At 66.9% G+C, this 22,685-nt stretch carries 14 protein-coding genes; 11 read left to right on the forward strand and 3 right to left on the reverse strand.

Features of this window, described 5'->3' with window-relative positions:
• The first annotated feature begins 66 nt into the window (after positions 1–66).
• A complete protein-coding gene (locus ACYQ8Q_RS14035; protein WP_460064938.1) occupies positions 67–336 on the forward strand; it encodes a hypothetical protein in 270 nt (89 codons plus the stop codon).
• A complete protein-coding gene (locus tag ACYQ8Q_RS14040) occupies positions 329–967 on the forward strand; it encodes a DUF6879 family protein (RefSeq protein WP_460064939.1) in 639 nt (212 codons plus the stop codon). The genes ACYQ8Q_RS14035 and ACYQ8Q_RS14040 overlap by 8 nt, the downstream gene beginning before the upstream one ends.
• 115 nt (positions 968–1,082) lie before the next feature.
• Here ACYQ8Q_RS14040 and ACYQ8Q_RS14045 read toward each other — a convergent pair whose 3' ends face one another.
• Positions 1,083–1,943: a hypothetical protein gene (locus tag ACYQ8Q_RS14045; protein WP_460064942.1), complete on the reverse strand. Its 861-nt coding sequence runs from the start codon at positions 1,941–1,943 to the stop codon at positions 1,083–1,085.
• Between the two features lie 991 nt (positions 1,944–2,934).
• Here ACYQ8Q_RS14045 and ACYQ8Q_RS14050 point away from each other — a divergent pair.
• Positions 2,935–7,830, forward strand: coding sequence for a polymorphic toxin type 27 domain-containing protein (locus ACYQ8Q_RS14050; protein ID WP_460064944.1), 4,896 nt, complete (start codon positions 2,935–2,937; stop codon positions 7,828–7,830).
• Positions 7,831–7,873: 43 nt separating this feature from the next.
• Positions 7,874–8,281, forward strand: coding sequence for a hypothetical protein (locus ACYQ8Q_RS14055; RefSeq protein ID WP_460064946.1), 408 nt, complete (start codon positions 7,874–7,876; stop codon positions 8,279–8,281).
• 337 nt (positions 8,282–8,618) lie between these two features.
• Here ACYQ8Q_RS14055 and ACYQ8Q_RS14060 read toward each other — a convergent pair whose 3' ends face one another.
• Positions 8,619–10,313 carry a TIGR04141 family sporadically distributed protein gene (locus tag ACYQ8Q_RS14060; protein ID WP_460064947.1) on the reverse strand — a complete coding sequence of 565 codons (1,695 nt, stop codon included), beginning with the start codon at positions 10,311–10,313 and terminating at the stop codon, positions 8,619–8,621.
• A 195-nt stretch (positions 10,314–10,508) separates the two neighbouring features.
• On the opposite strand from ACYQ8Q_RS14060, the gene ACYQ8Q_RS14065 reads away from it, so the two are divergent.
• The 6 genes from ACYQ8Q_RS14065 (at position 10,509) to ACYQ8Q_RS14090 (ending at position 21,125) form a co-directional block, all read left to right on the forward strand.
• A complete protein-coding gene (locus ACYQ8Q_RS14065; RefSeq protein ID WP_460064950.1) occupies positions 10,509–12,632 on the forward strand; it encodes an N-6 DNA methylase in 2,124 nt (707 codons plus the stop codon).
• Positions 12,633–12,711: 79 nt separating this feature from the next.
• Positions 12,712–14,808 (forward strand): type I restriction-modification system subunit M, encoded by a 2,097-nt coding sequence (locus ACYQ8Q_RS14070; RefSeq protein ID WP_460064951.1) that lies wholly within the window; start codon positions 12,712–12,714, stop codon positions 14,806–14,808.
• Entirely contained in the window at positions 14,805–16,055 is a 1,251-nt protein-coding gene (locus tag ACYQ8Q_RS14075; RefSeq protein ID WP_460064953.1) for a restriction endonuclease subunit S, read from the forward strand. Before ACYQ8Q_RS14070 ends, ACYQ8Q_RS14075 begins: the two co-directional genes overlap by 4 nt.
• A 7-nt stretch (positions 16,056–16,062) precedes the next feature.
• A complete protein-coding gene (locus ACYQ8Q_RS14080; protein ID WP_460064956.1) occupies positions 16,063–17,304 on the forward strand; it encodes an AAA family ATPase in 1,242 nt (413 codons plus the stop codon).
• Positions 17,301–17,915, forward strand: coding sequence for a DUF4276 family protein (locus tag ACYQ8Q_RS14085; protein WP_460064959.1), 615 nt, complete (start codon positions 17,301–17,303; stop codon positions 17,913–17,915). Before ACYQ8Q_RS14080 ends, ACYQ8Q_RS14085 begins: the two co-directional genes overlap by 4 nt.
• A 6-nt stretch (positions 17,916–17,921) precedes the next feature.
• Positions 17,922–21,125, forward strand: a complete 3,204-nt coding sequence (locus tag ACYQ8Q_RS14090) for a type I restriction endonuclease subunit R (protein WP_460064960.1) — start codon at positions 17,922–17,924, stop codon at positions 21,123–21,125.
• A gap of 43 nt (positions 21,126–21,168) precedes the next feature.
• Here ACYQ8Q_RS14090 and ACYQ8Q_RS14095 read toward each other — a convergent pair whose 3' ends face one another.
• The gene (locus ACYQ8Q_RS14095) at positions 21,169–21,582 is read right to left on the reverse strand and encodes an ATP-binding protein (protein WP_460064962.1); all 414 of its coding nucleotides are present in this window, start codon (positions 21,580–21,582) and stop codon (positions 21,169–21,171) included.
• 242 nt (positions 21,583–21,824) lie between these two features.
• Between ACYQ8Q_RS14095 and ACYQ8Q_RS14100 the strand changes: the two genes are divergently transcribed.
• Positions 21,825–22,676: a helix-turn-helix domain-containing protein gene (locus ACYQ8Q_RS14100; protein ID WP_460064965.1), complete on the forward strand. Its 852-nt coding sequence runs from the start codon at positions 21,825–21,827 to the stop codon at positions 22,674–22,676.
• The last annotated feature ends 9 nt before the right edge of the window (positions 22,677–22,685 follow it).

Here is a 22,685-nt window from a genome sequence, read left to right on the forward strand (position 1 = left end):
ACATGGCCGGGCAGGCAAGTTGCACGCTACAGTGAGGCCTCCTGACGGATCGAGGGGGCGACGGAAATGGCCAGGCCATGGGAAGCGGATCCGTACACGAGTTTCAAACAGCGACTGGGGAAAACGCCCCAGGAACTCGGAAACACCACCGGAACTCCTGACTGCCCGGACATCTGGGAACTCGCCAACGGCGACATCGCCGTCATCGGCCGGGACCTCACCCAGTCGCTCGGCAGGAACCTGCCCGACGGGGTCTCGATCGGGGCGGACGAACGCCTAGTGGTCATCCCCAGGAACATGCTCATCGCGGCGAAGCCGGACATCCCCAGTGTTTGACTCCTTCCCCGGCGGCACCTCCGAACGCCTGGACCGCCCCACGTACCACGCGGACTTAGGTCGGCTCTACACCAGCGGGATCGACTTCCTCAACAAGCTCGAGCGCGGCCAGCACTTCAAGGAGCGTGGCTTCCCGAGCTGGGAGGCCTTCGCCGACGGCGACTGGGAGAGGGCACTGTCCCTGGCCGGCGAGAGGCGCGAGGACTACGCCCAGGAACTCCGCCAGGCGTCGCAACTGGGCGTCACGCACCGCCGCCTTCGCGTCGTGGAATTCCCGATCACGCCGTATGTACAGTGGGAGTTGTTCGTCCTGCGTGTGCGGGTGGACGTGGGCGACGACATCAAGGTTCTCGATGCGCACGATATTTCGAACATCGAGCGAGCTCGCCCGGTTCCGGAAGTAGTGATTCTCGGCGATGTGGTCATGTATGAGGTCGTTTACGACGAGGACGGAAATGCGGCCGGCGCCAACCGCTACACCGACCGCTCACTGATCCGGGAGACGAACGCCGGATTCGATGCGCTGTATGAGCGCGGCGAGGGATTCCACGATTTCTTCGACCGGGAGATCCTCACCCTGGCTCCGCCCCAGGTGTCCGGCACTCCGACAGGCTTTCGCGGGCCGCGGTGATCAGCGGGGCGGGATGACGAGCAGGCTCTCCTGCCAACCCGTCACCGCCCCCGACGACGACGGGAACGCCCGCCGCGTCAGCCGCCCCTTCGGCAGCAGGCGTGTGCTTCCGGCGTCAGGACTGCGGATCCTGCACTGCGGTAGCAGTGGCGTCTGCGCCGCGCTGTTCAGCGCGTGGGGTGGCGAAAGGCCTGTGGTCTTCCACGACTTCGCCATCCGTTGCTCGGGGCGACGGTTCCGCCAGCGGCAGGTTGGAGAGGTGCCTCTTGAGCCTCTTGGCCATCGGAAGGTAGGTCGCAAGAGTGAGTCCGCCGGAGACGGCAGCCCCTACGAGAGGGATGGCCTTCGAGACGGTCGTCGCGAAGGACTGCGTCGTCATCCTGACACCAAGGTAGCCCGCGACTTTCTTCACCATCGGGTAGACGACCCCGTGGGTAAGTGCCTTCTGGGGTAGCTTCTTGGCGACCTGCTCCGCCATCATCCCTGCAACTTTCCCCACCGCGACGTTCGCCGACTTGGTGCCGAACATTACACCGAAGAACAGCGTGAGCACCCCCTTGGTCGCGTCATCGACGTCATCGCCCTCGTCGGAGAACAGATCGGGCCAGCTGTAGAGATAGGCAAGCTTCTGCGCGATGCGCAGCATGTGGCCGACGTACTGTGCCGTATCGGCGGGCACCGTGGCGGGAAGGGCGAAGACGCCGGGTATCCCGGCGGCGGCAGAGAGAGCGCTGACTTTGGCAGTTTCGTAGCGGATGGAGTCGTTGGCTACCTTGTCGAGAACCTCGACAGGGATGCCCGCGGCAGCGGGAGTCTCTTCTATCGCTCTTCGGATGTCATCCTCGGAGCATTGGCGAGCCAGCGCACTTCGGAGGTACGCCTCCCTGCGTATACGCACACCCGGAAGCTTCGCTGCCGCCAGCAGCAGCGCGAAGAAACGCGATTCGGGATTCTCGACCTCTTTACCCTGCTTCATGGCAGGAACCTACAGTAGGCCCCTGCGCCAAGGGCCATACTCTGTAAGCTCAGTTGGGCCCATCCACGCCGCAGTTCCTCCGTACGACGATTACAGCCACCGCACTCCGCCCCCAGACCGGGCGAGCAGGCGCTCCCACACGGCCGAACGGTAGCTGTAGCGTTAGGTGAACATCGCCTCCCCGGCGAAGCCCCCTTGTACATGCCCTGCTGCCCATACGCACCCCCGATCGCCAGCAGCTGCGAGAACACGAAGACACCGCCGGGCCTGAGCCGTCGGCGGACAAGAGGAACGAGTAAACCGCGCCGTACTCCTCCTCGCGCTCGGTCAGGTACTCCGGCGCCTCGGAGCACACGAACCCCGCACCGATACCGTCCACTTCGTGATGGACTTCCTGACCATGATGGGCGACAGGTCAACGTCCCGGGCGGCGATGCCACGCTCAGCAAGGTGGGCGAGAGCGCGGCCAGCGCCGCAGCCGATCTCAGCCACGACGCTGGCCGGCAGACTCAGACGGTGCGGATCAACGAGTCCGGTCAGCAGAGTCCGACCCTCCGCGCGGCGAAGTCTCTCGCCCAGTCCACGCCTCAATCGGCCTATGACGCTGATCACATCGTCACGGACGGTATGGAAGGCCAGCGACTCGACAAGAGGCCGATAAGGCGTTCTCGCAGGCCTCACACAGCGTCCACCCAGTTCCCTCACAGGCATCACCGTTACCAGGCGTAACTGCCCTGTGCAATAACGTCCTTGCCTGGCGGATCATCGACATGCCTATGGTGGCGTCCGCTCCCGGAAGGACCTGACCAGTCCGCTTGTCCCGGAGTGAACGGCGTGTCCACGGGGGGAACGCCACACAACCCGAGGTCCCAGAACTCATGCGGGCCTGACGTTTCCCTCCTGGGAGTGCGCCTGAAGCAGCCACCCCCTACAGAGAGGGATGCGCGTGTTGCGCAGACCTGCACGGAAACAGGACAAACGACCCAGATGGATGGCGGTCCTGGCGACTCCGATCGTCCCGCTCACCTCCCTCGCTCTCCTCGCCACCATGGCGGTGCACCCGGAGCCGACCGCCGACCGTGATCCGCGCACCAGCCCAGTCGCCGACTCCTACGACGGGTTCGACACCAAGGCAGCGGAGCAATTACGTCTGGACCAGTGCCTGATGGCCGACGGCCTGCGCAGAGGCGGGCCGAACCTGTACAGCCTGGCCAACACCTCCCTGCCGCTACCGGCGGACCAACTGCATCAGAAGGCAGACCGCACCTACGGCACTGGTGCGTTTGCTCAGGCATGGCAGAAGGACAGTGACGACTCCGACGCCTGGGTGAAGAAGGCCCAGGACACAGACCTGTCATGGAAGAAGACCATCAGCGGCCTGGAAGACTTCCCCGGCTCTCCCGAAGCGGAGAAGGTCTTCGAGAAAACGGGACTGCTCCCCTGGCTCTACCAGTCGTACTTCAAGTCGGTCGACTTGATGTCGCCGTACTACGACCCATCACCGCAGGCGGACGACAAGACCAAGAAGGCCGCCCTCGCCATCGGGGACCCGCTGTACACCAGCGGTGGGACGAGCGAGGAGCGGGAGGCCTGGAAGCTCTGGAAGAAGAACTCCGGAGACGTCATCCCGAACGAGCTGTTCGTTCCGCGGGTGTTCGAGGACGACGCCAGGATCTTCCTCGCCTCCGGGGGCTTCCCCCGGACCGCACCGGAGCCGGACACCCCGGAGTTCCGCATCGCGGTCGAGGACTTGAAGTCCCGCTTCGCTTCGTGCTCGTGGCACAACCCGATCGACCCTGACCGGGTGCTCGGCAAGGAGGCGGCGCAGGCGTCCCGCGAATGGCAGCAGGAGATCACCTCGCAGGCCACGCAGCGGCAGCAGATCCTCTCCGCCGGCAGCACCGCCACCAAGTCGCTGCAGGACGGCACCTTCGCCCTGGGCAAGATGCTGGGTCAGTCGTGGATCGCGGACTACTCCACCCGCTGGCTGGACTACTACACCGAGGGCGGCCTCAGCTGGATCGGTGACGGCCAGCTGGAGATCCAGGTGCCCGGGGCTACCGGCAAGTGCCTCGACGTGGCGGGGGGCGCCAAGACCAACGGCACCCCGGTCCAGGTCTACACCTGCAACGGCGGCGCTGCCCAGAAGTGGCAGCTGCTGGGCTCCTACGACGGCGGCTACACCCTGGTCAACCCGAACTCCTTCAAATGCCTCGAGGTCCTGAACGGCAACAGCGCCGACGGCGCGAAGATCCAGATCCGGGATTGCGGCAGCGCCAAGGCCCAGCAGTGGAAGTTCGACGTGCGCAGCGCCGGTCCGCTGGTGAACGCGGCGTCCGGCAAGTGCCTGCACCTGCCGACATTCGACAACAGCAAGGACGCCGTGTCGTCGGCCTGCAACGGGTCTGCAGCGCAGAAGTTCAGGATCGTCGCCAAGACCCACACGGGCACCGCACCGGCCAAGGCCGATGTGGACAAGGCCAAGGCCAACGTCACCGCCGCGCAGACGGAGGCGAAGAAGCAGCTCGCCCTCCTCAAGACCCAGCTGGAGACAGCCCAGAAGGCCGCGACCGCTTCGGACACCGCGCTCCAGACGGCGTACGGCATCGCCGACACCAACGGCGCTCCGCGGGGTCGTGGTCTGCTGGTCGGTCTGCAGAAGAACCAGGTCACCAAGGGTGCGGCTGCCGCGCTCCAGGCACTGGCGAAGGCGGGCGAAACTGCCGAGGCCGCGACCCGCGCCTCGGCCGGGGACAGCGCGACCATCGCACAGCGCGCCCTAGCGCAAGCGGCCCAGTCGACGGCGGAGTTCCGCACGAAGGCCGTCGAGGCGGCGGAGGCCCAGGCCAAGGCGGCTGCGGACGCGGCCAAGGTGCACCGCGACAACGCCAAGAAGGACAAGGAGACGGCGGAGGCCAAGCTTGCGGTCGCAGTGAAGGCCGAGAGCGACGCCAGAGCGGCCGCTGCCGACGCACACGCCAAGCGGCTCTCAGCGGAGGCCGAGGAGAAGACGGCCAAGGCGGAGAAGGAGAACGCCGCAGCCAAGCAGGCCGAGGCCGCCCAGCACCGCACCAACGCCGAGTCCGAGGCGACCAAGGCCAAGGACGCTAGGGACAGGGCGGAGGCCGCCGAGGCGACCGCCGGGAGCAGGCGCGACGACGCGGTCGCGGCGAAGGAGCGGGCCAGGGCCAAGCGGGACGACGCGTGGGACGCCGAGCAGAAGGCGGACGCGGCCCGTGCGAAGGCGGATGCGAAGGAGGCCTACGCCGCCTCCCTCGACGCAGGCGACGCCGCCGATGCGGCCCGTACGGCGGCGAACGATGCGGACAAGGCGGCTGACGACGCCGAAACCGCGGCACGGAAGGCCCGTTCGGAGGCGGACGCCGCCACGCGGGCCGCGGCCGACGCGGACGCGGCGGCGACGCGCGCGGAGGCGGCGGCGACACGGGCCCGTTCGGACGCGGATGCCGCGCAGGCGGCCAAGCTCAAGGCCGACGCGGCGGTGAAGACCGCCACCAGCGCCGCCGCGGACGCCATCAAGGCGTCCCAGCACGCCGCCGCCGAGGCGGCGACCGCGGTCAAGCTCGCCGACGAGGCCGAGAAGCACGCCAAGGACTCCAAGACCGAGGCCAACGGCGCCAACAAGGAGGCCGGCCTCGCGGTCGCGGCCGCGGCGAAGGCCGCAGGCTACGCCCACGTCACCGCGCGGGCGGCCGTGGAAGCGTGGGAAGCGGCCCGGCAGGTCGCCAGCCCCGCCAATGACGCGATCCAGCTCGGCTCCCCGTACGTCGACACCGATTCCACCGCCGGCCTGGTCGTGATGACCGGTCAGGCGTCGAAGACGATCGCCGAGCAGCAGCAGGCCGTCGCCGACGCGCACGCCAGGAACGCTGCCACCGAGGCCGACGCAGCCAAGAACCTCGCCGACCAGGCCAAGGGCGACGCCAAGGAGGCGTACCAGCACGCGGCGAACGCCGCCAAGTACGCCGCCGATGCCCGCACCTATTCCAAGGAGGCCCTCGGCTACGCGGCCGACGCCGCCAAGGCCGCGGCAGCGGCGCAGGCATCACTGGCCCGCACCATCGAGTACGACAACCAGGCGGCTGCCGACGCGGCAGCCGCTGACAAGGCCGCCGGACGCGCCGAGGGCTACGCCAAGGACGCCCGCGACTCCGCGGACGCCGCCGCACTCGACGCCGAGGCGGCCCGCTCCGCAGCCGCCCAGGCCGAACAGGACGCCAAGGAGGCCCGAGCGGCGGCCGACCGCGCGGATGCGGCGGCGACGGAGGCGGAACAGGCGGCGAAGGACGCCGACGCGTACGCCAAGGAAGCCCAGGAGACAGCCCGGCGCACGGAGACAAAGAACCGCAACGACGAGATCGCGACCGGCAGTGGCGGCGTCGGTGGCGTCTTCTTCAGGACACGGGTCGAACCCGTCGGCGACCCGGATGTCCTGCACAAGGAGAACTGCAACGTCATCCTTCACGTCGGTGACTGCGTCATCACCGCGAACATCACCTCCAGACCCTTCGCCGATGTCTACCTGTGCACGGTTACGGACATCCCGGATGCCCAGTCCGGATGCCCCGCTTCCGAAACCCTCTTCCTCGACACCATCGAGCTGAAGCCCCAGACCCAGAAGGTCACCTACACGATCACCCAGACGGAGTTCAACGACGCCGTCGGCAAGGGGTTCGTCAAGGCCCTCACCGAGAACTTCACCGGCTGCTGGGACAGGATCACCACGGGTGGCGGCGGAACGTGGGGCAACTGCGGCTGGGCGGCCTTCGACATCGCCACCCTCGTCTTCGGCAGCGTCGCCTTCAAGGCCATCAAGGACGCCGTGACGGCTCTCGACGCCGCCCTGAGAACCGGCATCGCGATCGACGCGGCGTGGAAGGCCCTGCGCACCGCCGGCCTCACCGAAGCCGCCATCGAGGGAATCACCGCGAAGCTCCTGCTGACCAAGTGCTTCCCGGCCGGCACCAAGGTTGCGACGGAAAACGGTCCCAAGTCCATCGAGGACATCAAGGTCGGCGACCGGGTCTGGTCGCAGGACCAGGTCACGGGCAAGAAGTCCCTGCAGCCGGTGTTGAGGCTGTTCCACCGGACCGTCGACTCCCTGGTCCGGATCAGCACCACCGACGGCCAGGTCGAAGCGACCGACTCGCACCGCTTCTGGGTACGCGACCGCGGCTGGGTCGAGGCCGGCAAACTGCGCGCCGGAGACACCTTCGAGGCGCGGGACGGCGGCTCCACACAGGTCCTCGGCACCACGGTCGTCAAGGGATCCGTCGACGTCTTCAACTTCGAGGTCGCGCGAAACCACACGTACTACGTGTACACGGGGTCGACGCCGGTCCTGGTGCACAACGACTGCCTCAAGGGGATCGTCGACAACCTCGTCAAGGACGGCGACCACATCGTTCTGGGGATCAACCCGTACTCCGATAGGCTGGCCAGTGAGTTCCTCGGCGGTACCGGCGGCCTGAGCGGCCCCGGGGCACGGACGTTCAACCTCAAGATCCTCGGTGAGGCGGCCCCCAACAGCGACGGGCGTCCGATCTGGATGGCCGGCGTCGAGAAGGCGCTGGACAACAAGTCGGTGAAGTTGAGCATTTCGCTGGACGGTGTCCCGGGCGCGAAGACCGCGGCGGAAGCCCTGGACAAGCTCGTCGAGCGCGGGAAGCCACTGGTGGGCGGCGACTGGCGGAAGGTGGCCGAGCGCGGAAGCAACAACGGCACTGCGTGGGAAGTGGCGACGCTGCGTCTCAAGGTGATCCTCGGACGCCGGAACTTCGAAGCCGTCGACTGGTACTTCACCAAGCCTGGTGACAAGGCGCCGAGCCTCATCAAGGACATGCCGAAACCGGACTGGGCCCAGTGACCCGAGAACACCAAAAACAGGAAGAACAGGAAGAACACAGAGAATGCCGGATTTCGCACGAGAGGGACGTCTGTTCCGGGTGGTCAGCTTCGCGGCGTCACACCGGCAGCTGCTGCTGCGCAGCGACGACACCGCTGTCGACAACACGGACACCCGCGTCGAGGTGTACTTCGGACATGTGGAACTCATGCTGCTCAAGCCCATCTATCCGAAGGGGATCCACGTCCGTCCGGCGTCGGAGGCGGAGTTCGCGGTACTGAAAGAACGCCATGACCTCCCCGCGGGGGATGCGGCATTCACCTGGATGATCGAACCGGGCGGGGAAAGCTTCGTCGTATCCGCTGCGCCCGCGTGGCGCGAGGCAAAACGCGATTTCGAAGACCCGTCCCTGTTCGACTTCACCCAGCCCTGGCCTCCGGACTTCCCCGTGGAGTACGGCAGCGTCGGCTGACACGGATGACACGCTGAGGGCGCCCGTTGGGGGCGCCCTCAGCGCCGTGCACACGCCTTCTACCCGACCGCCACTTCGTCGCTCGTCAAGGTCTCTGCCCCCGACTTGACCGCATCCCGGAAGAACGCCGGATGCTGGGCCCGAGCCACGTCCTCTTTGCTCGCGAGCCGAACCCTGCCGAGGAGTCTGGTCGCTCCTCAAGCGCGGCGACGCCCTCGGCCCGACCTGATCGACGGCTGCCTGCCGCCCCCGGCCCGATCATGAACTACGACCTGACCAGGTCATCGGAGTCCATGAGTTCACCTGAGCACCCATGGACGTGCCGGGTGAGGCCCCGCTACGCGGCCAGGTGGCGGATTCCCGCACGGCTCGGAGGCACCGAGGTGGCCTGGATCCCGATGGCCTCGACGGCGACGCCCCACGCCTCAAGCATCTTGGCCGTCTGCACGAGGGTGACCTGGGAGAACGGGAACAGCGTGTCGGCGGTGAGGTCGGTCCCGCTCTTCAGCAGGATCGCGAATACGACCTTCGACGGCCTGAAGCCGTCCGGCAAAGCCCGGCCGGGCCGGGCCCCGGCCACCTTTCGAGCGAACCCGTCCATGGCCTCCGGCGAGTGCAGCAGGGCCTGCACGGCGACCACGGCCTGGCCGAACAGATGGCTCAGCGCGTCGGATCCCTTGGCCCGCTTCACCATGACCAGGACGTCGTCCGGGCTCAGCAGGTCGCAGATCTCCACGCCGTTGCCCCGGTGCAGCGCCGTCCGGACGTTGTCACGGTCGAAGCAGACGTACCCGGGCCTCAGGTCGGGCACCGACTCGTTGTAGTCCCGCTCCTTGTCCCCAAGCACCCAGGCCGGAAGGTCGACCGAGGGCGTGTCGGTGATGAGCCGCTCCACCTGCGAACGGATCGCCTTCAGATACGCCTCACCGATCTCGTACCACTGCCCGTCCAGCAGGAAGAACCGGCGGGCTGCGAGCGCCACCTCCGCCTCGATCCAGCGCAGCACACTCGACGTCCAGATGACGTCACCCTTCTCCGCCCTGGTGTGCGCATGGAGAGTGACAGTGCCGTCCCGGAGCGCGGCAAAGCGCGTTCCCGCCCTCTGCACGCGGGCCCGGTTGAGGACGTACTCCAGGCTGAAGTCGTCGGCGAGGTAGGCGTCCTTGCTGTGCACCTTGATGGCGAACGCCTGGGCGGCGCCGTAGTCGTCCCAGTGGTCGGACGGGACGGCGACCGCGATTCGGCCGTCCGGCGGCTCGCCCAGCATGTCGTCGAGCCGCCCCTCCAACTGCGTGACGAGGCCTTCGTCCTTGACCGGAACGATGTGCTCGACGAACTCCAGTTCCGGAGTCGGGGCCTCCTCCCGAAGGACACGGGCGATGGCCCGGATGTCCGCGACCAGGTCCGCGGCGTCGATTCCGAGGCGCATGCGCAGCCCGGTGCCGCCCTCGACGCTTGAGATCTTCGTACGGTCGTCCTGAGCGATCGTCAGCTGGAGTCCGTCCAGCCGACCGCCCAGCCGCCGCACGATCTGCGCGTGCTCCTGGACACCCAGGCTCCAGACCGGAGCGCCGCCGGGCACGAGGGTGATGTCGGTCCGGCCACCGCCCGGCGTATGGGAGACCATGTCCCGGATCTGGGCGGGGTCCACCCTGCGGATCACGAAACTCAGCCCGAACCGCCGGTCCTTGACCCGGTCGGGCACCAGGCGGAAGCCCTGGTCGTAACCGACGGCGTACACCTCGTCGTCGACCGACAGCATCAGCAGCCCGGCCGACCGGTTCACCGGCCGCGACACCTCGCACCCGGTCGTGCGAGTGATCTCGCCGCACCAGCTCGCGACCGGCTGCTCGAAGCTGCCGGTGACCAGCAGCGCCGGGACGCCCAACCGCTCCTCCGGGAAGTGCAGCTCCGCGTCAACGGCTTCGAGCCGAGCCGGGTCAAGGACGTCGAACATCGCGTCGACCGTGGGAGCGATACCCGTGAGCCGGTACAGGGTGCGCTTGGACGTGCCGGAAGTGCTGGTGGCCATGGTGCTGCTCCATTCGAATCGACGTGTTGCGGGCATAGGGATGCCCGGGAGACCCGGGGAAGCCGGGAAGCCAGGTGAAAGCACAACCAGTAGAGCGACAACTGAAAGCACTGTCAAACGCTTCACATCGGTTGGGTGTCGGTATAGAGTGAAGCCGTCCAGTACGCCCACCCCCACGTCACCCGGCAGGAGCCCATGAACCAGCAGGCCAGTGCCCTCGTGACCGCCGCCGACATCTCCCGGCTGGCCGGCGTCACTCGCGCCACGGTGAGCAACTGGCGTCGTCGGCATCCGGACTTCCCCGCCCCTACAGGAGGCACGGACGCCAGCCCCGCTTACGATCTCGACGCCGTACGCGCCTGGCTCTCCGCCCGTGGACAACTTCCGGAGGACACGCCGGCGGACCGGCTTCGCACCGCGCTGCGCACCCACCCCGGCCACGACGAACTGGCGCTGCGCCTGCTCCCCGTAGTACTCGCGGCTGCCCAGTTGGACCGGAAAGAGAGCGACGCCCTTCCCGAACTGCGGGATGACGCACTGATGCGTTGGGTCCGATCAGCTGCGGACGACGGAGCCCACGACATCCTGGGAACCGAGGACACCGCATACGGCCCCGAGGCAGCCGGGCCGCTGAGGGCCTTGTTGCAGTACGTCGTCACGGACGGCGCCGAGGCTGCGACGGATGTCCTTGCCGAACGCCTGCTGGAGGACACGGGCGGCACCGGCACCTATCTCACGCCGCGACCGTTGGCCTCCCTCATGGCCCGGCTCCTGACCGACAGCACGGGCGCTTTCCCCACGACCGTTCTCGACCCCGCGTGCGGCACCGGATCGCTGCTCGCCGCTGCGGCATCCGCCGGCGCGACCGGCCTGTGCGGTCAGGACATCCTGACCGCGCAGGCCGCGCAGGCCACAGTGCGGCTCCGGCTGAGCGCCCCTGACGCCGCCGTCACCGTACGTGCGGGCGACAGCCTGCGCTCGGACGCCTTCAAGGGCCTCACCGCTGACGCCGTCCTGTGCAATCCTCCGTACGGAGTCCGTGACTGGGGGCACGAGGACCTGGCGTACGACCAACGCTGGGCCTACGGCGTACCACCCAAAGGCGAGCCCGAACTCGCCTGGATCCAGCACTGTCTGGCCCACCTCGCGCCCGGAGGCCGTGCCGTACTGCTCATGCCGCCCGCGGTCGCGGAGCGCACCGCCGGCCGGCGTATCAGGGCTCAGCTCGTACGCGACGGAGCCCTCCGGGCGGTCGTCGCGCTTCCCCAGGGCGCGGCCACCCCACTCCACATCGGCCTGCACCTGTGGGTGCTCGAACAGCCCGATCCGCAGGCTGAACCTCCGGGGACGGTTCTGCTCGTCGATGCGGCCACCTTCGAGAATCGGGATCTCGACTGGGCCGCCGTCGACGACACCGTGCTCTCGGCGTGGCGGCCATACCTCGCCGATCAGGACGGCTTCACCGGAACCCCGGGCATCGCCGGCGCCGTACCGATCACCGACCTCCTCAACGAGGCCGTGGACCTGACTCCGGCCCGCCACATCCGAACGGCTTCCCGGCAAGCTCTGCGCCCTGCCCTACTGGCCCGGCAGGCATCGGAGTTGTACGGCCAACTCCACCAAGCCGCGAGGGACCTGACCGACCTCAGCACCGAAGGCGACTGGCCACCGGCCGACGACCGCCCCCGCGACTGGCGTACGGCGACGGTCGCGGATCTTCTGCGCGGCGGCGCGCTCAGTCTGCATCGCACCGCGGCCGGAAGCCGCCGGACTCGTAGCGGCCAACCACTACCGCGGCCCGAACCAGAACTCGGCGGACGACCGACGCTCACGGCTACCGACGTCGTGAAGAACCAACCCGCCTCCGGAACGGAAGCGGATCTTCCCATCGGTGCCGCCCTCCCCTTGATCCAGGTTGGTGACGTGCTGCTCACAGAGACGCTCCGCGTGGGGCATGACACCGTGGCCCGGGTTGTCGAGCCGAGCGAGACAGGCTGTCTCCTCGGACCCCATCTGCTGCTCTTCCGCCCGGATCAACGTCGTCTCGACCCGTGGTTCCTGGCCGGGTTCCTCTCAGCGGAGCAGAACGTCAACGCCGCAGCCACCGGCACATCCATCGTTCGAGTGGACCCTCGACGACTGCGCGTTCCCTTGCTCCCACTCGCCGAACAGCAGCGCTACGGCTCCGCGTTCCGCCGCCTGCACGAGCTGCGTACCGCCGCCCGCCGTGCCGACCAGGCCGCCGAGGACGTCACGCGTCTCCTCAGCACCGGACTCACGGGCGGCGCGCTGTTGCCGCACGGTCACGGATCGGCGTGAAACGTACGGCCCGGCACCGCGAACGGCCAGACTTGACCTCTCCGTCCCACGGGGACGGCGAAACCCCGGAAGGACAGCGTTGAACAGCAGTAAGCACACGGAACTGGCGAACCATGCGTGGTCGGTCGCCGACCTCCTGCGCGGCGACTACAAGCAGTCCGACTACGGCAAGGTGATCCTGCCGTTCACCGTGCTGCGACGCCTGGAGTGCGTCCTCGCCCCGACCAAGGACAAGGTCCTGGAGGTCGCCGCCCACTACGAGGGCCAGGACATCAACCCCGACCGCTTCCTGCGCAAGGCGTCCGGCCACAGCTTCTACAACACCAGCACCTACACGCTGAAGGCCATCGCGGGCGACGCTTCCCACGCGGCGAAGTACCTCAACGAGTACTACGGCGCCTTCTCCCCCAACGCGCGGGAAGTCCTGGAGCGGTACGACTTCGCCCAGCAGATCAAGCGGCTGGCCGGGGCGGACCTGCTGTACCAGGTGGTCGGGCGGTTCGCCGACCTCGACCTGCGGCCGGTGAAGAGGGACGCGGACGGCAATGTCGTACTCGACGAGCACGGCAAGCCGATCGAGATCGTCACCAATCACCAGATGGGTTACGTCTTCGAGGAGCTGATCCGGCGCTTCGCCGAGCAGTCCAACGAGACGGCCGGTGAACACTTCACGCCCCGGGAAGTCATCCGGCTGATGGTCAACCTGCTCGTCGCACCGGACAGCGACGCGCTGGCCCTGCCGGGCACCGTCCGCACGGTCATGGACCCCGCCTGCGGCACCGGCGGCATGCTCAGCGCGGCCGAGGAGTACATCACCGCCCACAACCCGGACGCCACCGTCAAGGTCTTCGGCCAGGAACTCAACCCCGAGTCCTGGGCCATCTGCCGGTCGGACATGATGATCAAGGGCCAGGACCCGGAGAACATCAAGTTCGGCAACTCCTTCAGCGACGACGGCTTCAGCAGCGACGACTCCAAGAGGGACAAGAACACGCCCACCACGTTCGACTACCTGCTGGCCAACCCGCCGTTCGGCGTGGAGTGGAAGAAGGTCAAGGACGCCGTCGAGGACGAACACGAACGCCTGGGTGAGAGCGGACGGTTCGGCGCCGGCCTGCCGCGCATCAACGACGGCTCGTTGCTCTTCCTCCAGCACATGATCTCGAAGATGAAGCCGGTGGACTCGTCGGGGGCAGGCGGCAGCCGGATCGCGATCGTCTTCAACGGTTCCCCACTGTTCACAGGGGCGGCCGAGTCCGGTGAGTCCAAGATCCGGCAGTGGATCCTGGAGAAGGACTGGCTGGAGGGCATCGTCGCCCTGCCCGACCAGCTCTTCTACAACACCGGCATCTCCACGTACTTCTGGGTGCTGAGCAACCGCAAGGCCAGGGACCGGCGCGGCAAGGTCGTCCTGCTGGACGCGCGTGACTACTGGCGCAAGATGCGTAAGTCGCTCGGCGACAAGCGCAAGGAACTGGGCGAGCAGCACATCTCCGAGATCACGCGGCTCTACACGGAGGCGCTGGCGGTCGTTGACGCGGCGGAGAGGGGCGGCGGCCACGACCTGGCCGACCGCGCCGGGAAGATCAAGGTCTTCCGCAACCAGGACTTCGGGTATCACCGGATCACCGTCGAAAGGCCGTTGAAGCTCCGCTTCGAGGTGACGGAGGAGACGCTGGCGGCGATCACCGCGTCAAAGGCTATTGGAAGGGTCACGGACGCCGAGGCGTTCACGGAGGCGCTGCGCCCGCTGGTCGGCAAGTCCTGGACGACGAAGTCCGACGCGTGGATCGACCTCAAGGACGCGGTCGTCGCGGCCGGCCCGTTGTGGCCGACGGGTGCGCCGTTCGCCAAGGCGCTGCGGGAGGTGGTCGGCGTCCGAGACCCGGCGGGCGAGGTCCAGCGCGTCAAAGGTGAGCCGGAGCCGGATCCGGAGCTGCGGGACTACGAGAACGTGCCGTTGGACGTGGACGTGGAGGACTACCTGCGGCGGGAGGTTCTGCCGCATGTTCCGGACGCGTGGATCGACCACGGCAAGACGAAGGTGGGGTACGAGATTCCGTTCACGCGGCATTTCTATGTGTACGATCCGCCGCGGGCGTTGGCTGAGATCGACGGGGAATTGAAGGAGCTTGAGGCCCAGATCCAGGAACTGTTGGGTGAGGTGACTCAGTGAAAACTCCCACTGCTAACTGGCCCCGTTTCCGCATCAAGCACTTGGCTCAAGTTGGTTATGGCTTGGGCCAGCCACCACGATTGAGCGAATCAGGCGTTCCTATCCTGCGGGCCACAAATATCAACAGGGGTAAAATTAGCGAAACCGGGTTGATTTATGCATCTCTGAAGGACCTTCCACTGGATCGCGCCCCCTTGCTCAGGTCTGGTGAGATCTTGGTCGTTCGAAGTGGCGCTTATACTGGCGACTCCGCTCTCATTACAGATGAGTGGGCAGGGAGCGCACCGGGGTACGATCTACGCATTACTCCAGCACGGGTGGAACCTCGATATCTGGCTTACTGTCTACTCAGTTCCGCCGTGATGCAACAGATGGACATCGCCAAGGGGAGGGCAGCTCAGCCACATCTCAACGCAGAAGAGTTGGGAGAAGTGACTGTCAACCTGCCCGAGCCTTCCGAGCAGCGCCGCATCACCCAATTCCTCGACGCCGAAACCGGACGTGTCGAGCGGCTGATCTCACTACAGCGCAGGATCGTGATTCGACTAGAGGAACGTGAAGCCGCACAGTTGGACATTGCCATCGACGAACAGATCGCTCTGTCGGGAGTGGTACCGCTTCGTCGTTTTCTTTGGGGAGTCGACCAAGGAACTAGCCCACAATGCGATGCCGTCCCTGCCGGCGAGGATGAATGGGGCGTACTCAAGGTGAGCTGCCTTCGTCCGGGAGAATTTCTCGCCCATGAAAATAAGCGCCTCCCTACCTCCGAGCAGCCGATGAAGCGCAGTGAAGTACACGAGGGGGACTTGCTCATCACGCGGGCCAACACACCTCAATTGGTTGGGTCTACGGCCGTGGTCCCCAAGGTACGAAGCAAGTTGCTACTTTCGGACAAGATCTTCCGCATCCGGTTGCGGAACGGTTTGGATCCGGAATACGTGGCAACGGTGGCCCGGGGAACTCGAATCCGATCTCTCTGCTCTGCAACGTCGAATGGGGCCTCACAATCGATGGCCAATATTCGGTTCGACGAGGTCAAAGCATGGCCCATCCCTGTTGCCGATCTGCCGAAGCAGCGAGACTTTATCGACAAGGCTAATCGCAGCCGTGAGCAAGTTAACACGCTCCGCTTGGCCATCACGCGTCAAATCGACCTCCTGACTGAGCGACGCCAAGCCCTGATCACCGCCGCCGTCACCGGCCAGATCGACGTGTCCACCGCCAGCGGACGTGGGATCGAGGAATGATCGCGCCATGAGCCCCGCCGCGCCCCACTCCCCGATGCCGCTCATCACCCGTGTCCGCGTCGACAACTACAAGTCCATCGCCCATTGCGACGTGGCTCTCGGCCCGTTCACCGTGCTGCTCGGACTGAACGCCGCAGGCAAGTCGAACTTCCTGGACGCCCTGCGCTTCGTCCGCGACGCACTGTTGGACGGTCCGGCCGAGGCCGTAGCGGCGCGTGGCGGGTGGGAGGAGGTTGTGCGCCGGGTCCCTGAGCCGGCGACCTCCTGCACGATCGGTCTGGAGTTTTACCTGCCACCGTTCCCCCACGACAGGAAGCCATGGGTGGGGTCGTACGAGATCACTCTCGCGTCGGCGGCCGCTACAAGGTCGGGCCGATACTCAGGATCTGATGTCCGTGTCCAGCGTGAGTTCTGCGAAATGAGTCGCCCTGGCGACCAGAGCGGGACTGACGCCGAGCGATTCGAGGTGCCAGACCGCCCGGAAACGGGACGTCGTCAGAGTCGGCTGGAGCTTTCACGAATGGCTGACGCAGAGCCGTTCTTTAAACTTCACGGGACTCTCGCGGATATGTTCTTCTACAACCCTGATCTGTCCAACCTCCGTGCGGCCCGCCCCAACATTCCAACCGCCGGGACGATGAAGGAAGATGGCAGCGGTCTCGGCCCGGCACTGGCCGCGCTCGGAAAGCGGCAGCGGGAGCGCATCTCGCAGTACATCGGGGCAATCGTGCCCGGAGTCGTAGAAGTCGGCCCCACAGACCCCTCCGCCGACTACATCGCGGCGCGGATCAGCTTCGCCACCGACGGCGACACCGAACCGCACATCTTCCGGGCCGAGTCCATGTCGGAAGGGACCATCCGCGCCATCGGCCTATTGACTGCGCTCTTCCAGCAAGATGCCCGCGACGGCTGGATTCCGCTCATCGCCGTCGAGGAACCCGAACTCGCCCTGCATCCGCTCGCGGCCGGCGCCCTCTACGACGCGCTCACGGAAGCGAGTGAGCACGTACAGGTCCTTGCCACCACGCAGAGCGCGGAGCTGTTCGACCGCAAGGAGGCCGACCTGTCGGCCATCCGCGTGGTCGCTGCCGAGCACGGGGTGACAGTGATCGGCGAAGTGGACCCGGTGAGCCGGTCCATCGTGGCCGACGGCCTAGCGACCACGGCCGAACTGCTGCGCTCCGACCAGTTGCGCCCAGTCCTCGAACCCCCAGCCCGCCCGGACGAGCAGCCGGAGGGTGAGGAGTGAACCAGCCGAGGGTCACGATCGCCTCAGTCGTGGAAGGCGAGGGCGAGATCAGCGCACTGCCCGTACTCCTCCGGCGGCTGATGTACGAGGCGGAGATCTGGGACGCGGACATCCTGAAACCCTTCCTGGTCGACCGTGGCCGACTCGTCCGGCAGGGCGGCGTGGAAAACGCCGTAGAAGCCCAGGCTCGACGCGTACCCGCAGACCACCCGGGCGGGATCCTCGTCGTAATCGACGCCGACGACGACTGCCCGGCCAGCCTCGGGCCTTCGCTGCTGGCCAGGGCCGAAGCCACCCGCCCGAACCGCCGGACGGCCGTCGTACTGGCGAACCGGGAGTTCGAGGCGTGGTTCCTCGCATCAGCACCCTCCCTCGGCGGCCGGGCGGGTCTCGCCGAACAGCTGGAGGTCCCGGCCAACAGCGAGACCTTGCGCGACTGCAAGGGCTGGCTGACCCACCACCGGCGCGACGGGGTCCGATACCGCCCCCGCGTGGACCAACCTGCCCTGACCCAGGACATGGATCTCGACCTTGCCCGAGCCAACTCACCGTCCTTCGACAAGTTCTGCCGCGACATCACGTACCTGATCACCGGAAAGCGGGGGGAATAACCGCTCATGTCCGTCCACGACGAAGCAGCATTCGGGAACGCCATAGCCGCCGCCATGTTGGAGCGCGGTTGGACCGAGGGAACTCGGTCGCACTACGAACCCCAACTCGGCCTGGACACCGCCCAGCTCTTCGAGTTCATCGGTAAGACCCAAGCCGACGACTGGGCCGAACTGATCGCCCTCTACGGCGAGGATGTCAACGCCGCCCAAGCCGGGTTCGCCAAGCGCGTGGACCAGGCGATCGGAACCGACGGCGTCCTGGACGTACTCCGCAAGGGCGTGAAAGACCACGGCGTCCTCATCAGGCTCGCCTACTTCAAGCCGTCGCTCGTCGCCTCGGACGCTGTCCTGGACGACTACCGGGCGAACCGTCTGACCTTCGTCAAGGAATTGCAGTACGCGACGAAGCAGGCGGACAAGGGCAACGAGCTGGACCTCACCCTCTTCCTCAACGGAATCCCGCTGGCGACCGCCGAGTTGAAGAACGCCCTCACACGGCAGGGGGCGGAGCACGCCAAGGAGCAGTACCGACTCAAGCGGGACCCCACCGAGCTGATCTTCGCGCGACGCGTCATCGCGAACTTCGCCGTGGACACGGACGTGGTCTACGTCGCGCCCGAACTGCGCGGCAAGCTCACGCGGTTCCTGCCGTTCAACACCGGCTCGGAGGGCCCGGGAAAGCCCGGCGGCGCGGGAAATCCGGCGCCCACCGTCCCCGGGACGTACGCGACTTCCTACCTCTGGGAGCAGATCTGGGAGCGGGACACCTGGCTGGACCTGATCGAGCGGTTCGTGCACCTCAGCAAGGAGAAGGGGCCGGACGGGCGGACGCGCAGGAAGCTGATCTTCCCGCGCTACCACCAGTGGGACATCGTCAAGAAGCTCGCCGGTCACGCGGCCCGCCACGGCGCCGGTCACAACTACCTCGGCATGGCCTCCGCCGGCTCCGGCAAGTCGAACACCATCGGGTGGCTGGCGCACCGCCTGTCGTCACTGCACACACCCACCGACCCCGCCGAGATCGACCCCGATGCCCTGGCCGCCGGACTCAAGCCCGGTGCGCCCGTCTTCGACAAGGTCGTGATCATCACCGACCGCCGCAATCTCGACGCCCAACTACGCGAGACCGTCGGCAGTTTCGAGAAGACCGCCGGCCTGGTCGTGAAGATCGACGAGAAGCACGGCGCAAAGTCCGACCAGCTCGCCAAGGCGCTGTCCCGCGAGACGGGGAAGATCATCACCGTCACGCTGCACACCTTCCCGGCCCTCATCGATTACCTGCGCCGCAACCCCACCGAGATACAGGGCCACAACTTCGCGATCATCGTGGACGAGGCGCATTCCTCGCAGTCCGGCGACGCGGCCACGGCGGTCCGCGCGGCGCTGCGCGACCTGGGGCTCGACTCGGACTCCGACGAGGCCGGGGCCACCGAGGTGGAAGCGGAGGCAGACACCACCGACGCCAAGCTCACCCGCAAGGCCATCCAGCGCAGCAAGGCCTCCAACCTCTCCTACTTCGCGTTCACGGCCACGCCCAAGGCCAAGACGCTCGAACTCTTCGGCACCCTGGACACCGTCGACGGCAAACCGGCGTACGTCCCCTTCCACACGTACTCGATGCGCCAGGCCATCGAGGAAGGCTTCATCCTCGATCCCCTGCGCACCTACGTCACGTACGACACGTACTGGAAGCTGGTGAACAAGAACCCGGACGAGCGCGAGGTGGACGCGTCCAAGGCGAATCCGCTGCTCGCCCGGTACGCACTCACGCACGACTCCACCGTGGCGCAGCAGGCGCAGGTGATCGTCGAGCACTTCCGCACGCACACCGCCGGCCGGCTCGGCGGGCGCGCCAAGGCCATGGTGGTGACGGCCTCCCGGCACAGCGCCGTGCAGATGGCCCGTGCGATCAGGAAGTACGTCGACGATCTGGCGTACGCCGACCCGGGCGTCCTGGTCGCGTTCTCCGGCAGCCTGACGTACGACGGCGAGGAGACGACCGAGCCGAAGGAGAACGGTGGCCTGGCCGAGTCCGCGCTGCCGAAGGCGTTCGCTTACACACGCAAGGACGACAAGGCCGTGCGCACCGGCGGGAAGGCGACGCAGCGCGAGTACCGCATCCTGGTCGTCGCCGAGAAGTACCAGACCGGCTTCGACCAGCCGCTGCTCACCACGATGTACGTGAACAAGAAACTCGCGGGCATCAGCGCCGTCCAGACCCTCTCCCGTCTGAACCGCACCGCTGACCGCAAGTCGCAGGCGGACCTGGCCGTACTGGACTTCGTCAACGACGCCGAGGACATCAAGGAGTCCTTCCGCCCGTACTTCGAGGAGGCGAACACCCTTCCCTCCGACCCCAATCTCCTCTACACCGCGCAGAGCCAGGTGATGAGGCCCGACATCCTCGTCGAGGAGGAGATGCGGGAGTTCGCGGATGCCTATCTGGCCGCCGAGGAGAAGGCGGCGGGCTCGGCCGCCCGCTGGGAGAAGCTTCACGCGGAGCTGTACCGGCATCTGGACCCCGCCGTCAAACAGTTCACCGAGCTGCTGGACCGCAAGGACGAGGCGGGCGACCCCGACGAGGAAGCCGCCGAAGCCGCCGAGCAGTTCCGCGCGGATCTCAACGACTACGTACGGAAGTACGGCTTCCTCTCGCAGATCGTGCCCTACCGTGACGCCGACCTCGAATGCCTCTACCTCTACGGCCGCCACCTCCTCAACCGCCTGCCACGACGCGGAGACGGCGGCGTGGACATCGGGGACGTCGACCTCAGCCACCTGCGCATCCAGAAGACCGGGGAGCACGACCTCGCGTTGGCCTCCGAGGGAGCAGCGGAGCTGCGCGGCTTCGGCGAAGGTGGGAACGGTGCCAAGGAGCAGGAGAAGTCGCTCCTGTCGGAGCTGATCGAGAAGTTCAACGACAAGTACGGCACCAGCTTCACCGATCAGGACGTGATCACGCCGTGGATGGAGACGAACGCGGAACCGAGGGTCCGCGCCGCCGCCGTCAACGACCTGGAGAACTTCGGGCTCGTCTACGACGAGGTCTTCGAGGACAAGATGGCCGAACACATCGACACCATCGCCGACTTGGGACGCCAGTACTTCAGCCACGACGACAGCTTCAAGCAGTCACTCAACCAGAGTGCGCGCCGGGCGGCCTGGCGGATGATCCGCCGGGAGGAGAACATCGACGACGAGGCGGCCTGACCTGCCCGGCCCTCCGTCCCCTCCCTACCGACCACTCCCCCGGTCAGCCTCCCGGCTGGTACGAGAGCCCCGCGATCACGGACGTTCCCCGCGCGAGGCGAGGTCGGACGGTCCAGGCGGTGGCGAGGCTCTCGACGAGGATCAGGCCCCGACCGCTCTCGGAGTCCTTATCCGGGCGAACCAGTTCGGGTTTGCCGGTACCCGGGTCGGAGACGGCGAGCCAGTAGTGTCCGTCGGCGGGCCACAGGACGAGTTCGACGAGGTCCTCGTCCTCCCGGCACGCGCCATGGCGGATGGCGTTGGTGACCAGCTCCGAGGTCAACAGGCCCAGGTCGTCGCCGAGGTGGGGCCGAAGGATGTCCGGCAGCGATGCAGCGACGGCATGCCGGGCCCGCCCTACGGAGGCGGGATGGGCGGGGAAGCGCCAGTGGACAGGGACGAGGGGGATCTCGGGCATGGCGAACTCCACGACTCTGTGAGGGGTTTGGGGTCGCCGGTGGCCTACCGCCCTGGTCGCGGGCGCACCCGTCCCAGGGCGGACGGGCATGCTCGCGCGGTGCACTTCCGGCGTTGCGGTGTGTAGCGTGCGCACTACTCACGGTAGAGCAGTGGGGGTACATGTGCTACCAAGTCCCGAAGGTCCATTGGAACGAACTTCGCCTCGCGGCAAACTGAGCCGCACGCGACGAGAGGGAGCGCATGCCGCCGAGGAGCAATCCAACCGCGCGCCAGCAGCGTCTGGGCGCAGAGCTTCGCAAGCTGCGGGAAGGGGCGGGACTGTCGACTGAACAGGCCGCCGCACTGCTGGACACGAAGCGGACCGTCATCACCAGCACCGAGGCGGGACGCCACGGCGTCAGCCCCGAGCGTGTCCGACGCATTTCCTTCCGGTACGAGTGCACGGACCAGGCCCTGGTGGAGGCGCTGGTCGCTATGTGCGGCGACCGTCCGATCGGCTGGTGGGAGGAGTATCGGAACCTCCTGCCCGCGACATTCATGGATATCGCCGAGTTGGAGTGGCACGCCCAGGGCTTGCGTGTCAGCACGATGACGCACATGCCGGGACAGTTGCAGACCGAGGCCTACGCGCGCGCCCTCTTCCAAGCCGCCATCCCACCACTGCCCGCCGAGGAGTTCGAGGCCAGAGTGGCCCACCGCGTACAACGCCATCAAGCCATCGACAGGCATGGAGCTCCGACGTACGTCGTGATCATCCACGAAGCCGCCTTGCGGATCGAAGTCGGCGGGCGAGGGGTGCTACGAGACCAGCTCGGTCACCTCATGGCAGCCGCAGACCGCGACAATGTCACGGTCCAGGCCATCCCGTTCTCGGCCGGCGTATTCCCCGGTTCGGGCCAGGCGATCCTGTACGCCCTCGGCCAGGTGCCCCCGCTGGACACCGTGCAGTTGGATCGCACGACGGCGGGGGAATTCCTGCATGCCGGAGCTCACTTGTGCAAGTACCGGCTGCAACTTGACGAGATGCAGAGGATCGCGCTTCCGCCCGAGAAGACCCTCGATCTCATGCACTCCATTTCACAGAGCCTTTAGGAGAGTTCG

This window comes from Streptomyces sp. YKOK-I1, from assembly GCF_054660435.1.